16 protein-coding genes are annotated in these 14,748 nt (G+C 42.4%); 6 read left to right on the top strand and 10 right to left on the bottom strand.

Annotated features, from left to right (window positions below; translation table 11 throughout):
- Nucleotides 1–130: 130 nt before the first annotated feature.
- Complete coding sequence (locus AN944_RS17600; protein WP_055025954.1) at nt 131–664, top strand: dihydrofolate reductase family protein; 534 nt, start codon at nt 131–133, stop codon at nt 662–664.
- Between the two features lie 28 nt (nt 665–692).
- Here the strand turns inward: AN944_RS17600 and AN944_RS17605 are convergent, their stop codons facing one another.
- Entirely contained in the window at nt 693–1,019 is a 327-nt protein-coding gene (locus tag AN944_RS17605; RefSeq protein WP_055025955.1) for a helix-turn-helix transcriptional regulator, read from the bottom strand.
- Nucleotides 1,020–1,143: 124 nt separating this feature from the next.
- Here AN944_RS17605 and AN944_RS17610 point away from each other — a divergent pair, with 124 nt between their 5' ends.
- Nucleotides 1,144–2,070, top strand: coding sequence for a permease (locus AN944_RS17610; protein WP_055025956.1), 927 nt, complete (start codon nt 1,144–1,146; stop codon nt 2,068–2,070).
- 87 nt (nt 2,071–2,157) lie between these two features.
- Here the strand turns inward: AN944_RS17610 and AN944_RS17615 are convergent, their stop codons facing one another.
- The gene (locus AN944_RS17615; RefSeq protein WP_055025957.1) at nt 2,158–2,493 is read right to left on the bottom strand and encodes a hypothetical protein; all 336 of its coding nucleotides are present in this window, start codon (nt 2,491–2,493) and stop codon (nt 2,158–2,160) included.
- 201 nt (nt 2,494–2,694) lie between these two features.
- Here AN944_RS17615 and AN944_RS17620 point away from each other — a divergent pair, with 201 nt between their 5' ends.
- From AN944_RS17620 to hmpA, 4 genes are all read left to right on the top strand, one after another.
- Nucleotides 2,695–3,576, top strand: a complete 882-nt coding sequence (locus AN944_RS17620; RefSeq protein WP_055025958.1) for a LysR family transcriptional regulator — start codon at nt 2,695–2,697, stop codon at nt 3,574–3,576.
- A gap of 33 nt (nt 3,577–3,609) precedes the next feature.
- Complete coding sequence (locus AN944_RS17625; RefSeq protein ID WP_055025959.1) at nt 3,610–4,146, top strand: DUF2937 family protein; 537 nt, start codon at nt 3,610–3,612, stop codon at nt 4,144–4,146.
- Nucleotides 4,147–4,329: 183 nt separating this feature from the next.
- Nucleotides 4,330–4,803 carry a peroxiredoxin gene (locus tag AN944_RS17630; protein WP_055025960.1) on the top strand — a complete coding sequence of 158 codons (474 nt, stop codon included), beginning with the start codon at nt 4,330–4,332 and terminating at the stop codon, nt 4,801–4,803.
- Between the two features lie 291 nt (nt 4,804–5,094).
- Nucleotides 5,095–6,288, top strand: coding sequence for an NO-inducible flavohemoprotein (gene hmpA / locus AN944_RS17635; protein WP_055025961.1), 1,194 nt, complete (start codon nt 5,095–5,097; stop codon nt 6,286–6,288).
- Nucleotides 6,289–6,386: 98 nt separating this feature from the next.
- On the opposite strand, the gene envZ is transcribed toward hmpA, so the two are convergent.
- From envZ to AN944_RS17675, 8 genes are all read right to left on the bottom strand, one after another.
- Nucleotides 6,387–7,709 (bottom strand): two-component system sensor histidine kinase EnvZ, encoded by a 1,323-nt coding sequence (envZ, locus tag AN944_RS17640; protein WP_055025962.1) that lies wholly within the window; start codon nt 7,707–7,709, stop codon nt 6,387–6,389.
- Nucleotides 7,710–7,751: 42 nt separating this feature from the next.
- Entirely contained in the window at nt 7,752–8,477 is a 726-nt protein-coding gene (gene ompR / locus AN944_RS17645) for a two-component system response regulator OmpR (protein WP_055025963.1), read from the bottom strand.
- A 196-nt stretch (nt 8,478–8,673) separates the two neighbouring features.
- A complete protein-coding gene (locus tag AN944_RS17650; protein ID WP_055025964.1) occupies nt 8,674–9,456 on the bottom strand; it encodes a hypothetical protein in 783 nt (260 codons plus the stop codon).
- A 179-nt stretch (nt 9,457–9,635) separates the two neighbouring features.
- Entirely contained in the window at nt 9,636–10,115 is a 480-nt protein-coding gene (gene greB / locus AN944_RS17655) for a transcription elongation factor GreB (RefSeq protein ID WP_055025965.1), read from the bottom strand.
- Between the two features lie 98 nt (nt 10,116–10,213).
- The gene (locus tag AN944_RS17660) at nt 10,214–10,732 is read right to left on the bottom strand and encodes a hypothetical protein (protein ID WP_055025966.1); all 519 of its coding nucleotides are present in this window, start codon (nt 10,730–10,732) and stop codon (nt 10,214–10,216) included.
- A gap of 43 nt (nt 10,733–10,775) precedes the next feature.
- Nucleotides 10,776–11,462 carry a molecular chaperone gene (locus tag AN944_RS17665; RefSeq protein WP_055025967.1) on the bottom strand — a complete coding sequence of 229 codons (687 nt, stop codon included), beginning with the start codon at nt 11,460–11,462 and terminating at the stop codon, nt 10,776–10,778.
- Between the two features lie 50 nt (nt 11,463–11,512).
- A complete protein-coding gene (locus AN944_RS17670; RefSeq protein ID WP_055025968.1) occupies nt 11,513–12,193 on the bottom strand; it encodes a DMSO/selenate family reductase complex B subunit in 681 nt (226 codons plus the stop codon).
- A gap of 12 nt (nt 12,194–12,205) precedes the next feature.
- Nucleotides 12,206–14,719 carry a DMSO/selenate family reductase complex A subunit gene (locus tag AN944_RS17675; protein ID WP_055025969.1) on the bottom strand — a complete coding sequence of 838 codons (2,514 nt, stop codon included), beginning with the start codon at nt 14,717–14,719 and terminating at the stop codon, nt 12,206–12,208.
- Nucleotides 14,720–14,748: the final 29 nt, after the last annotated feature.

Consider the following 14,748-nt stretch of genomic DNA (forward strand, 5'->3'; position numbering starts at 1 on the left):
ATAAAAATTCATCCTTGTTCAAAATGCTATAGCTTGAAAGTAATAAAGCGACGTAGATTTGAGCTTTCTTAAACTCATCATTTGCAGAATAAGTTTGCTACACTCATGTGAATATTATCGAGGTGACACAATGGCAAATATCGTATTTATTGCAACGAGTTTAGATGGCTATATTGCCGATAAAAATAACAACATTGATTGGCTTCATGAAACGCCTAATCCAGAAGGGTCTGACATGGGGTTTAGCGACTTTATGGCACGCATTGATGGCTTGGTCATGGGACGAAATACCTTCGAAAAAGTATTGAGCTTTGATTGTGATTGGCCTTATACCAAACCCGTATTCGTGTTGAGTCGCACCTTATCAGAAGTCCCGAGTGAATTGACAAATAAGGTGTCTTTAGTGAAAGGCGATCTTGCGCAAGTGGTCGCTGAGCTTAACGCCAAGGGATTTAATGACTTATATATTGATGGTGGTGTGACAATTCAACAATTTTTGCAGCACGACATGATTGATGAGTTAATCATTACCACTATACCGACGCTGCTTGGTGGTGGTATTCCATTATTCGGTGATTTAGCTGAACCACTTAAATTTACACATATAAGCAGTCAACAACATCTTGGCTGCTTAGTGACCAATCAATTTAAACGAGTTCGATAGGTGTATTTTGACTATACGTTTGTTTTGATTATACGTTTTTTTTGCCTATAACGGGCTTTTCACCGCAAGTTTGATCGGCGCAGCATTCATTTTGTAAAAAGACGATGACAGACTCTAATTGGGTAAATTCGGCAACGCAAAATAAGGTGCGCCCTTCACGTCGCTGAGAAATCAGCCCCGCAGAGGCTAAACTGGCAATATGGTGTGAAAGGGTTGAACCTGGAATACCGAGACTTTCTTGTAAACTGCCCACTGCAATACCTTGAAACCCTGCTCGTATCACTTTGTTATATATGGTTAACCTTGTTGGATGACCTAATTCTTTTAATGTTTTCGCAACCGTATCGATTTCCATTGTTTAGTTCCTTAGGAGCGGTATAACAAAAATATATTTCGATAATACTAGAAATATATTGATCTATCTAGTGAGATCACTTATATTTCGATTATTCTAGAAATATAGATATAAGGTTTACACTATGTTCGACTTCAATTCAGTTGATAGCACTATGATTAAAGAAACACTCGACATGTTTGTGTTCTTAGCCGTTGAGTTAACGATTCTGTTTATTGCTATTAGTTATTTAGTGGGCGTATTACAGCAATACATTCCACCAGAAAAAATTCAGCGGATTCTGAGCAGTAAAAATGGCCGAGGTTATGTGGTAGCAGGATTGTTAGGTGCCATTACTCCATTTTGTTCTTGTTCAACTATCCCGTTTTTAAAAGGGTTACTGCGTGCTAAAGCAGGCTTTGGCACCATGATGGTATTTTTATTTGCAAGCCCACTGCTAAATCCAATCATTATTGGTTTATTTGCAGTGACATTTGGTTTGAAAGTTACACTGTTTTATTTTGTGATGGCAATGGGCGTGTCTGTCATTGCTGGTTTTACCCTTGAAAAGCTTGGGTTTGAAAAGTATGTCAAACCTGAAGCCTATATTGCACCTGAGTCAAAAGGTTGTGGGAGTGGTTGTGGGGCTAAATCTGTACCTGTAAGCAAGTGGCGCAAGATTTGGAACAGCACATGGGCTGACTTTAAAACGGTTTTACCTTACCTGTTAGGCGGTATTGCCATTGGCTCATTAATTTACGGATTTATGCCGACAGAGTTTGTTGCAAGTATCGCTAGTGAAGAGAATCCATTAGCCATTCCTGTGGCAGCAGTTATCGGTATTCCGTTATACATTCGAGCAGAAGCGGTGATCCCATTAAGTGCAGCACTTGCAGCAAAAGGTATGGGATTAGGTGCGGTAATGGCGCTAATTATAGGCAGTGCAGGTGCGAGCTTAACTGAAGTGATTTTGCTTAAGTCGATATTTAAAAACCAAATGATTGCGGCATTTCTGTTTGTCATTATTTCAATGGCGATCAGTGCAGGGTTTTTATATCAATTCATTTTCTAAGGGCAGGTACCTCATTCACGATGGGTAAATAGGGTTTTACCCATCGTTTTATATGATGTTAGTAACAACAATCACAGTTAATCTAGATTACTCTTGTTCGGAGCAGGCGGTAAATTTTTGAGCTGAGACGCCGAGTTTTTCCGAAAAATTAGATACCAAACAAGCCGTGGTTTTCTCATCATCTTCCTCTAGCATATGTTTCTCAACACATGCCCGCATCACCTCGCGAAATACCGATTCTACTTTTGCTTCTGATTGATTTACACAGCTGGCCATTTTGGTAAATTCATCATCCGCTTTCATTTGATTAACGGACATTTGAATCACCATATCTAATTGTTCAGCGGTGAGCTCTTCTGAGAGGGGGGAGCTTGCCATTGTAGATGATGACAGTAACAGAGTGACAATAATCGCGGCTTTCATGTATTAATCCTTTAATGTAATGTCCATATTGATCGCTAATGCTATAGCGCTAACTACACAGTATAGCCTAATAACATAAGCGTTATTACTAGCTGATTTTAATGGGCTTGCTACAATCGTAGGCATTCACCAAGCCGTTATTAATGGCTATCACAATTTGTAAACTGTATCTGCCATTCGGTTAATCTTGCTGGAGACGACATGCTGACACGTTCAGATGATTTAGAAATATTACTTACTGTTGTCGATAGTGGCGGTTTTTCAGCTGCGGCAGAGCACTTGGATATTCAAGTGGCACGAGTATCACGTTCTGTTAGTCGAATAGAGCAACAACTTGGCGTGACGATATTAAACCGCACCACTCGACGAGTTGATTTAACCGATGAAGGTCGTCAGTTTGTTGAGTCTATTCGCAATGGGCTGCAATGCCTTAATCAAGCAGAGCATGACTTGATTTGCCGTGGCGATCTACCCAAAGGACGATTGCGAGTTAACGCAGCTAGTCCATTTGTATTTCATCAATTAATCCCATTAATTCATGAATTCAAAGAGGCATATCCAGATATTGAATTAGAAATCACCTCTAACGAGGGTTATGTCGATTTATTAGAAAAGCACACGGATGTCGCTATTCGTATTGGTGAACTTGCTGATTCTACTTTGCATGCCCGCTTATTGGGTCACAGTATGTTGTATTTCGTAGCGACACCTGAATACTTGCAAAAGCGTGATATTCCAAAGCAGGTTTGTGAGTTAAATTATCATAATTTAATTGGTTTTAGTGAGCCTAAAGTGCTGAATCAATGGCCGCTAAAGGGCGGGTACACAGCTGTGCCTGCGATGACATGTAGTAGTGGAGAAACCATTCGACAATTGGTGTTAGCTGGCCATGGCATTGGCTGTTTATCTGGATTTATGGTGAACAAAGATATTGAGGAAGGGCGGTTAGTGACCTTGCTTGAGTCTGAAAAACTGGTCAATGCTGGCTGTCGTCAGGTCAATGCTGTGTATTATAAATCATCTTCTGTGGCGAAGCGCATTTCTGCTTTCATTGACTTTATCCAACCTAAATTAACGTTATAAGCCAAGCCATTCACACTTTTTAAAGGCATTTACATGAAATCGATAATGGATTATTTGCGGCTCATTTTGTTTGTTAGTGGCGTACTGCTTGGGGTGCAAGTGCCTGCTTTTGTCGATCAATACGGTCAACGTTTACAAGCGCATACTCAAGAAGCCAAATTAAGTCTGGATCAATTTCAGCGAGATGCTGATCGGTTTTTTGCGGGTGATATCCAACGGCTTATTCAGCATTATCAACAAAACCCTGATCAAGTTGTCAATGCCGGCGGAGACAGTATTGAAGCCATTTATCAGCGGTATCAATTACTCAATGGCGCCTTAAATCAATTTAACCAAACCGCTTACAGCGGTTTTGAACAAGTGGCTTTCGAGCCATTAGAGGATATTCGCCAAGAGGTTTGGCAAAATTTTAGCCATACCATTATGTTGGACACCAGAGCGATTGCTATAGGCTTAGTCATTGGCTTTATATTATCCCTAGCTTGTGAATTATGTCTTGTGGGCTGCGGTAAAGGATGCCGACATGCGTATCGGGCGATGAAACCTAAAGCTAAGATGAATACCGAGTAATAAAGAGCCACGAGAAGTTAAGTGAAGCATAGCGAGCATACCAGAATAGCAGCGAGTGCTTTAGTGGCTACATTCACGTTTATTGGATAAATTAACCATACAATTCTTCGGTGTTTGTTTGAAGGATTTCGTTTTATGCTAGTCATTATGTTAATCATCATTTCACTTGATTAAGGATATCCCATGATAGAACAAGGACACACATTACCTGCAGGCATCTTATCTGAGTTAACACCAGACGGAATGCTCAATCACAACGTGAGTGATTTTTTTGCTGATAAGAAAGTGGTGTTGTTTGCAGTACCTGGTGCATTTACGCCAACTTGCTCAGAATCCCATTTACCGGGTTTTGTGATTTATGCCGATCAGCTTAAAGCCAAAGGAGTTGATGTCATTGCCTGTGTTTCAGTGAATGATGCCTTTGTTATGAAAGCATGGGGAGAGGCGCAAAATGCTTCAGAGCTGACCATGCTCGCCGATGGCGATGCAAGCTTTACCAAAGCATTAGGGCTAGACATGGATACTGCTGGGTTTGGTGGTATTCGTTCGCAACGTTATGCCATGGTTGTTGATAATGGTGTTGTGACGACCTTGAATGTGGAAGCGCCGAAATCTTTTGAAGTTAGTACTGCAGAAGCGATATTAGCGGTTTTGTAAATATTACGAGAGAGATTAGCTTTTAAAGGCGACTGATATAGTCGCCTTTTTTATTCAAATTTAATCCACCTTATCCAAGAGTTGTGTCGTAAACGTATAACTGTATTAATTTATTTTTAGGGCCATCACTGATTCTTGATCTTGGTGCAATCGAGTCAATCCTTTCAGCTACCAGTATGATATTTACGAGCTAGATAAATTCAAATTAATCTGAAATACATTGATCTAAATCAAATACATGTTTAGTATTCTTTTAAAACATGCATTTTAAATACATATTAGAGGTTGTTTATGTTAGATCAGCATACCAAAGACGTTGTTAAGAGCACGATTCCGTTATTAGAAGCAGCAGGCCCAGCGCTAACCACACACTTTTATCAACGTATGTTTGAACATAATCCCGAGTTAAAAGATGTATTTAACTTGGCTCATCAACACACTGGCGGTCAGCCAGTTGCCTTATTTAATGCCGTTGCCGCTTACGCCAAAAATATTGATAACCTTGAAGCACTTGGCGCTGCCGTTGAACGTATTGCCCATAAACATACTGGTTTTTTAATTAAGCCTGAGCAATATGCCATTGTTGGTGGTCACCTACTTGCGACCCTTAAAGAACTCGGCGGTGATGCAGTAACCGAAGAAGTATTGACGGCATGGGGCAATGCATATGGTTTTTTAGCGGATATTTTTATCAATCGAGAAGCGCAGCTTTATCAGCAAACCGCTGCCAAAACGGGTGGTTGGGAAGGTAAGCGCCGTTTTGTTGTAAAGGCTAAAACAGTAGAGTCTTCAGTGATTACTTCATTTTTATTAACGCCTGAGGACGGTGGATCGGTTGTCGATTTTACGCCTGGGCAGTACTTAAGCGTGTCGCTTGAGCATGAACAGCTTGAGTTTACTGAAATTCGTCAATACTCATTATCGGATGCGCCAAACGGGAGTAGCTACCGCATAAGCGTGAAGCGTGAAGCGGAAGGTAAAGCTTCAAATTTACTGCATGATCATTATCATGTTGGTGATGTGATTGAGCTTATAGCCCCAGCTGGTGATTTTGTACTTTCTGCACAAGCTGATACGCCAGTGGTATTACTATCTGCTGGAGTGGGGGTGACACCAATGAAGAGTATGCTTAATCAGTTATTGTCTCAATCTCACCAAGCAGATATTACGTGGGTTCATGCCTGTGAAGACGGTGCGCAGCATGGCTTTAAAGATGCGATAAAAGCTAAGCGCAATGCCAATACTCACCTTGAAAGTTATGTGTGGTATCGTCAACCGTTAGCGACAGATTTACCCGCTGAAGACTTTGATTTTGAAGGGACAGTTGCACTGGAAAATATCGCTGAGCGTATTGTGCCAAATGCACAGTATTATTTCTGTGGCCCTATTGGGTTTATGAAGGCGATTAAGCAGCAGTTACTCGCGCTTAATGTGCCAGAGTCGCAAATTCATTACGAAGTGTTTGGCCCACATTCAGACTTATAAACAGAGTAATAACCAATCTGAAAAAGCGACTCACTATTTACGCTATAGCAGTCGCTTTTTTGGTATCAAACTTTGGGCAGTCAACAAGCTCAATAGCATTAACTATTATCTATTGGCAACCATACTTGTGCTTTTAAGCCGCCTTCTGGACGATTACTCAATTCAATTTTTCCGTGGTGGCGGTCAATAATCCGTTTTACTATCGCTAAACCTAGGCCAGAGCCCACTGAGCCACGGGCGCTGTCGCCTTGGGTGAATGGTTGAAATAGTTCATCGATTTTAGCTTCGTTAATGCCAGGGCCATTGTCTTCGACAATAAAGCTGACGTATTTGGGCTTATGTTTAGAGCTGATTTTTATCCAGCCGCCACCATAGCGAAAGCCATTTTCGACTAAATTACTCAGTACTCGTTTAATAGCGATACTTTGAAAAGGCACTAATGGACAATCTTGTAAATCTAACTCGATTTCACCATCACGATTAACCTCTTGCTGGCTAATTTCTTGGATTAAGCGATTAATCTGATTCGGCTCGCGCACGCTTTCTTGATCATGACGAACATAAGCAATGAATTGCTTAATGATGTCATCCATATCCTCGATATCATTAATAATACCTTCTTGAAGATACTTGTCCTCATCGACCATCATCTCTGAGGCAAGACGAATGCGTGTCAGCGGGGTGCGTAAATCGTGCGAGATCCCTGCCATCAACAAGGCTCTGTCTTGCTCCAATTGCTTCATGCTATGAGACATTTGGTTAAAGGCGTGGGTCACTTCAACGATTTCAGATGAGCCGCTTAATGGTAAAGGTTTTGGAAACTCACCTTTGGAAACTGTCACCGCTGCTTGTTGTAAGCGTTTTAACGGTCGATTTAACCGTCGAGCAAATATCCACCCTCCAGCAACACTTAATGCACCAATCACTAATAAGTATAGAGTCAGTGGAGAGAGATCATTTTCATTGAGGCCAGTAAGCGGCACTTTTATCCACAAGGTGGGTGCTTGTGGTGGTCGGATCCAAACTTGTAATTGCGTTCCTTGGGAAAAGCGAACTTCAGCCTCGCCACCTAAGTATTGCGACATTTGTTCAGACAAGAAGCCATAATACGTTGCACTATCAAGCCCTGCTTTGATGGCATCTTGTTGATTGTAGATTTTCATTTCATCGTGGCGTACTTTTGCATTGAGGGCATCGACCATGGTGAGGTGTTCACGGCTAATCGTGACGCCATCGATGAACAACAAATTAATCTGACGGGCAATCAATTGGTTAATTTGTTCGTAGCTAGGTTTGATGAAATATACAGTGACAGATAAGTATGACACTAGCTGATTGATAAGCAGCAAGCTGCCAATCAAGAGAACGGTTTGACTGAAAGAGTTGCGTGGCAGAAAACGCTGCCACCACTTCAGTTTAATTGCCGTTGGCTGGCTAATGGATTTACTCTGGCTAATGGGGAGTTACCCTCTTGCGGTGCCATCAGGCACAAACACATAACCCAAGCCCCACACAGTTTGAATATAGCGTGGATTAGCCGCGTCGACTTCAATTAAGCGACGTAATCTTGAGACTTGAACGTCAATGGAGCGCTCGAGTGCAGAGTAATCACGGCCTCGAGCAAGGTTCATCAGTTTGTCACGAGATAATGGCTCTCTTGGATGTGATACCAATACTTTAAGCACAGCAAACTCACCCGAAGTCAGTGCAATACTCTTATCGTCGTGGAACATTTCACGAGTGGCAAGGTTCAATGAAAAATCACCAAAGCTGATGACTTCTTCTTGCTGAGCAGGTGCTCCAGGTACTTCCGTGGTTTGACGGCGCATAACGGCTTTAATACGGGCAAGTAATTCACGAGGATTAAATGGTTTTGGTAGGTAATCATCTGCGCCTAACTCTAAACCAATAATGCGGTCTACTTCATCGCCTTTGGCTGTCAGCATCACAATAGGGATAGGGTTTTCTTGCTGACGTAAGCGTCGGCAGATAGAGAGTCCATCTTCACCCGGAAGCATTAAATCAAGCACTAAAAGGTGAAAGTTTTCACGTTCTAATAAACGATCCATTTGTTCAGCATTGGCAGCGCTTCGCACTTGATACCCTTGCTCAAGTAAATAGCGTTCCAATAATGATCTGAGTCGCATGTCATCATCGACAACGAGAATTTTAGATGTTTCCTGGCCCATGAAATATCCTTTAGTCTAAATTTCGGCGCTAAATACCATTAATCAGTTCAATATAGCGAGTTTATTAGAGTGCAAACAAGAGGTGTTACTGTCGATTATGGCAGAACAAGGATAATATGACTAATAATGATAATTAAGTCTATGAAATTATTTATAAATAATGAAGTGGATTTGATTTTTGGAAATTGTAACTAAATCAGTTTTTGCGCATTAATCGTGAAAAAGTATCTATGATGCCATCTTCGTTGTGATCCAGTAGAAAGATTAATTGGTCATCATGTAATTTGACATTAAAAGCCGCTGAGGCGATTTCTCCATAACGACTAAAACCTGTTTGTTGATTGTCGTCATATTGAGTTTGAAAATACACTTCCCCAGAGTCTGATTGGTGCTGATATTGGCCCCACTCCATCCCTGTCAGTTCGTCATCATGTTCAAAGTTGATTTGCAGTTGCACATAAAGGCCATTTTCTAGCATTAGCACTGCATAAAGATCGTCATATTCTTGGTTGTACCAATAGCCTTCAATTTCTCTTGGTTCTAATTGTTGGTACTCAATCACGTTATCAATTGAGTTATCACCTAAGGTGTCCATGTTTAATTGTAAGCGAGAGGCATCACTGTTGAGGTATACATGGCTTTGATTTCGTTGGGTGAGTAAGGTGATAAAGCCTTTGGTTGGATTATTGCTAAATGTCGGATTAAAGCTGATAGAAAGCGGCAATTCAGAAAACGCTTTCGTGTTAGACAAATTAAAGTAACCCCATTCGGCAAAACTGTTATCTGGCGCCTGCAGATCTAGACCAATCTGTAAGTAACTGTGGTCATCGTTGATTTGTAAAATTTCAATGTGATCGGTTTGTTGACTAAGCCAGTTACCCACAATATGAGACGGCGGCGAGGCGTTGGCCACCCCACAACAAATGAGCAATATGCAGACGATGCTCTTGTTAAATCGCACTAACCATTGCCCATACATAAAAGCTCCATTTTTATGCCACTCAAAAAACAATAGAGATAAAAAACAGGATCTCAAGTTTAGTAAATGAGCGCTATTGCGCAAACTTATGCCAGTTAAATCGACTCAAAGTCTTATTAATCTTGGTGGATGCGCCTAAATGGGGCTTTGTTCTATTCCTTTATGCTTATCAACTCTACCTATAAAGCTGTATAAGATATTTTATTGATATACCAATCTTGTGGGCCTGTTGGTGTTGGAACGACAGCATCGTCGTCGACTTCTTTTTTGAGTAAGGCGCGTGCCATGGGGGAGTCAATTGAGATATAGCCTTTGGCATCGCCGTAGATTTCGTCGGGCCCGACAATTCTAAAAGTGAGTAGTTTGCCGTCATCGTTTTCAATTTCAACCCAGGCTCCGAAGAATACTTTTCCTTCTTGTTCGGGGGCATATTCGACGACTTTTAACGTTTCGATACGTTTACGTAAAAAACGAACTCGGCCATCTATTTGGCGAAGCAGGCGTTTATTTTCTTTGTAATCTGCATTTTCACTGCGATCGCCAAGGCTGGCTGCCCAGGTAACTTTTTTGGTGATCTCTGGGCGGTATTCTCGCCACAGGTAATTCAGTTCTTTTTTGAGTTTGGTCATCCCTTCAGGGGTGATGAGGTTGGTTTTCACTTGGGTGTGTACTCAATCTGATGGTGAGTTATTGCTTATGAGTGAAATTACCTAAAAGGAATGCCGTTGTCGACACTTAAGTCGATACGAGTCAGTTGTTAGCTGCCCATATTGCGGCTTTGACTACGACGTTGTTGACGCAGCTGTGCTAACTGATCCATTGCAGAGATGACTTTTTGACTTTGATGACATATCACAGCGAGTCTAGTATCAGTGCCTTGAGCTTGCTGATTGTTTTGCAAAGCATCGTTGTCGGTGTGTGATTTGGCGGCTAACTCGTCAGCTTGTTTGAGACACTGCTTGGCGTAGTGCTCAGTAATTTGAATGATTAAGGCTTCTGCTTGAGTCAGGTTGTTACTGTTGATTTCTTTGACAAATAACAGCAAAAAACAGTCGAATAATGCGCTAAACACTGCTGGGGTATCGAACTTAGCTTGTTCGCAAGCGATACGACGAGATGGGTCGATTAATGCGGCGACTAGATTAGCTGTGGTTGTGGCATTCGTTGCGCCTGCAAAAAGGCTGTTAACGTAGGTATCTTGCTGCCAGAATGCGACCAGTTGATGCGACCACTCGGCCTTATCCCACTGTGCGCCCATTGCGTGAATGACTGACATAACAACTCCTACGAAAACAACATGACATGAGTGTAAAACGCGTTTATCTGAATAGCTTTCTTGGCATTGGTATAACCTTAAATGCGTCAGTAAGCTCAGTTAAATAGTCATTAGCCAATAGCGCAATGGCCAGATAAAAATCGGTTTCTGCATTGGTTTTCGCTAATGCTAAACAGCGACCCGCCCAAGGTAGCATGTGTTGCTGTAACAATACCTGAATAAACTGGGTTAATTGCTGCTCATCGACATCAGATTCAGGATTGGTTTTAGCCTCAACGAGTTGGGAAAAACTTGAATCTAATACGCTAAAGAACAAGCCAATATGATCAACGGGTTGTGGCATCTCAAGTTCGAAACTCACGCCGTACTGCTTGTAAAAATCAATTAATGCGATAGTTGATGCATCAAAATGTACTTGATCTTCACCTAAGTAAGCAGAGCCTTGTGGTATCGCTTTAGGTTCACCTGGACCGAAAAATAGCTGACCATAGTCAACTTTTAAGTCCATTAGGTGCTCAGATTCATCCCATTGATTGAGGTACGCTGTTAGAGCGTCACGTCCTTGTTGATTGTCACTGCGATTGGCAAATTCAGGCCAAGTAGCAGCAACGTCATTGTCTTTGAAGTTTGCAATAAGCTCTGCTTCAGGATAATGACAAAAAAGGTTATGCAGAATACGGGCTACGGCTTGGTATTCACATAACTGCTCAACTGACTGTTCAATACTCATGTTACTTTTCCTCAAAAAGGGCAGTGGTCAATGACCACTGCCAGATCTGATTAGACTTCTTTCGGGTTCAAGATATTACCCGCACCGCCACCTGCTGGTTGACCATTGCGATTCGCTTTGATGATCAAGTTCGGGGTAGTGATTGATGGGTTTGGTAATGGTGCAATATGACCGTCACCTGAACCATACTTAGCTTGAATGTTTTCTGTTGTATCAAAGTCTAGTGCACGTAATGGGCAAGACTCAACACACACTGGCTTACGGCCTTCAGCTAAACGGTCATAACAACCGTCACACTTGGTCATCACTTTACGTTCTTGATCAAGTTGTGGCGCATCGTATGGACAAGCACGAGAACAGCTTTCACATGCAATACATAGCTCTTCTGCTACAAGCACTAAACCGTCTTCACGACGTTTGTGCATCGCACCAGTAGGACAAGCTTTAACACATACAGGCTCGCTACAGTGGTTACAACCTACAGACATGTAGTAAGCAAATACGTCTTGCTCAAAAGTACCTGTTGCAGGGTCAACATTCCATGTACCGCCACCGTATTCGTAAACACGACGCCAGTTAACGCCGTTTAGGCTTGGCACGCCATTTTCAACTGGCTTAGTGGCATTACGGATTTGCTCGCCTTGTCTGTCTTTACAAGAGATATGGCAGGCTTTACACCCTGTACATTTAGTCGAATCGACATAAAAACTATATTGGATAGCATCGCTCATTGTAGCGCTCCCTTATAAAACTTTACGAATTTGAACACGGTTAGTGTGTTGTGGATTACCTTTAGCCACTGGGCTAGGCATGTATTTGGTTAGCGAGTTAATTGCGCCACCAATATCAACCACTTTACCTGTTGAGCCAGTACGGCCGTTTGGATCTGGTAAGAACCAAGCACCTTGACCAAGAGCTACAACACCCGGTACAACACGAGGAGTAACACGTACTACAACTTCAATTGAACCACGATCGTTATACATTTCTACTTTGTCGCCAGAAGCAACGCCGTATTGTTGTGCATCAATAGCGTTCATCCATACTGCATCTTCAACTGCTTCACGTAACCAAGGTACGTTATGGTAGCTAGAGTGAGTACGACCTTTAGTGTGATAGCCCGCTAATTGCAGTGGGTAATCTTCTTTAGTGTCTTCATCTTCATAACCGTCCCACGTTACTGTGTACTGAGGGATAGCAGTGATGGTGTCGCCTTTAACTTTGTTCTGTTCCCAGTTAGCCGCGCGCCATGCAAGTTCTGCAGAATGAATTTCGATTTTGCCTGATGGCGTACCTAGTGCTTCACCGCCATTAACAAAACCTTGTAGTGCAACGTTGCGGTTTTCCATGTTCTTACGGAAGAAACCAATTTCTTGTGCTTCTTTGTAAGTTGACGGGAACGCAGGGCTCACACCTAAGTTTTTGCTGTTTTCACGGGTTTGTTGGTATAGCTCTTCTAGCCATTCGTCTTCAGTTTTACCTTCGGTAAACTCAGCGCCAACACCCATTTTTTCAGCGATTAATGCTGCAACTTGGTACATAGACTTACAGTCCCAAATTGGGTCTACTGCAGCTTTCATTGCTGTGATGTAACCCATTGCACCTGAAGCGTAAGAATCATCAACTAAGTCGTTAGATTCTAACCAAGAGGTATCAGGAATGATGATGTCGGCAAATTTAGCGCCTGGTGTCATCCAACAATCACAAGAAACAATCAGCTCAACGCCGCTTTCATCTTTTAAGATTTCTGCAGTGCCGTTGATGTCAGCATGCTGGTTTAATAGCGAGCTGTCTGATGCTGAAATGATCACTTTGATGTTAGTACCAAGTGGCGTATCTAAATCATCAGTACCCGTAATACCGTGGGTACGTGCCGTCATGGTTTCGCCATTGTGAATCGCTTCTGACCAAGTGAAGAAAGAGATTTTTTCTTTCACTGGGTTAGTGCCTGTTGGGATAGAACCACGGAACATGTTAGTCATGTTTGGTAGCTCACCGTTTGATGAACCTTCACGACCTAATTTACCGGCTAATACACCTAGCATGTAGATAGCACGAACGGTTTGCTCACCGTTAGCTTGGCGGTTAACACCAGCGCCAGCAATGATGTATGGCTTTTCAGATGCCATTAAGTCATCAGCGACTTTCTTGATGTTAGCTTCAGAAATACCAGTGATTTTTGCTGCCCACTCAGGAGTGCGCGCTTCACGGTCAGCGAACTTGCCTTGGCCCATGATGTAATCGTGGTAGTTCTCTTCTGAATCCATCGCAGCAGCGTATTCGATTTTCTTCGCATCGCCACTGTTTAAGAAGATTTGCTTTTGCGCTTCAATTGACGCTGCGTCGTAACCGACACTGTTCTTGTTGATGAAGTCGATAGAGTTTGCATCAACCCAGCCTGAGCTGATCATCAAGTAAGCAATTGCTTCTGCTAATGCAGCATCCGTACCTGGACGGATTGGTAACCAAGATGATTCTTTACCCGTCATTGAGTCAGTGTAACGAGGGTCAATCATGGTGACTTTAAGGCCATTTGCACGTTGCAATGCCTGTAAGTAGTCATAACCTTCGCCAGAGCCTGATTGACGAATTTCACTTGGGTTGTAAGCAAAACCCAGTAAAAAGTCACTGCTTTCTAACGTGACAGTTGCAGAACCTGATGTACTGCCAGTACCAAAGGTATGCTTAGCCGCTTCAGTTTGTTGTGCCCAAGAATAGTTACCGAAGTATTGTAAACAACCGCCAACTAGGTTGAATAAACGGTTAAAACATCCGTTAGATGCAAAACCGTAGTAAGCGCCAGAGCCGTAGCTTCTGAAAATTGCTTTGTTACCGTGCTCAGCGATCACTGAGTTTAACTTGCTACCAATCGTTTCTGCAGCTTCATCCCAAGTGATTGGCACGAATTTACCTTCGCCACGTTCACCAACACGTTTCATAGGTGATTTTAAGCGGTCTAATGCGTAAGTACGTTGACGTAGTGAGCGGCCACGGGCACAAGCACGAACTTGGTGCATACCGTAAACATCTTCTACTTCATGGTCCGTTTCAACGCGGGTAATCATCCCGTCGCGGCTATATACTTTAACTGGGCAGTTTGAGCCACAGTTAACGAGACATGCAGACCAAGTTAGTGCTTCATCAACAGGTGGTTGCGGCGGTAGTGGCTCAGCATCTTTTGAGCTTGAATTACAGCCCGTTACTGTTGCAGCACAACCCAATGCAGCACTCATTTTTAAGAAACTTCTGCGTTCCATTATTATTTCCTCTTACTAAAATAAATTCA

Source organism: Shewanella sp. P1-14-1, from assembly GCF_001401775.1.
Taxonomy (GTDB): domain Bacteria; phylum Pseudomonadota; class Gammaproteobacteria; order Enterobacterales; family Shewanellaceae; genus Shewanella; species Shewanella japonica.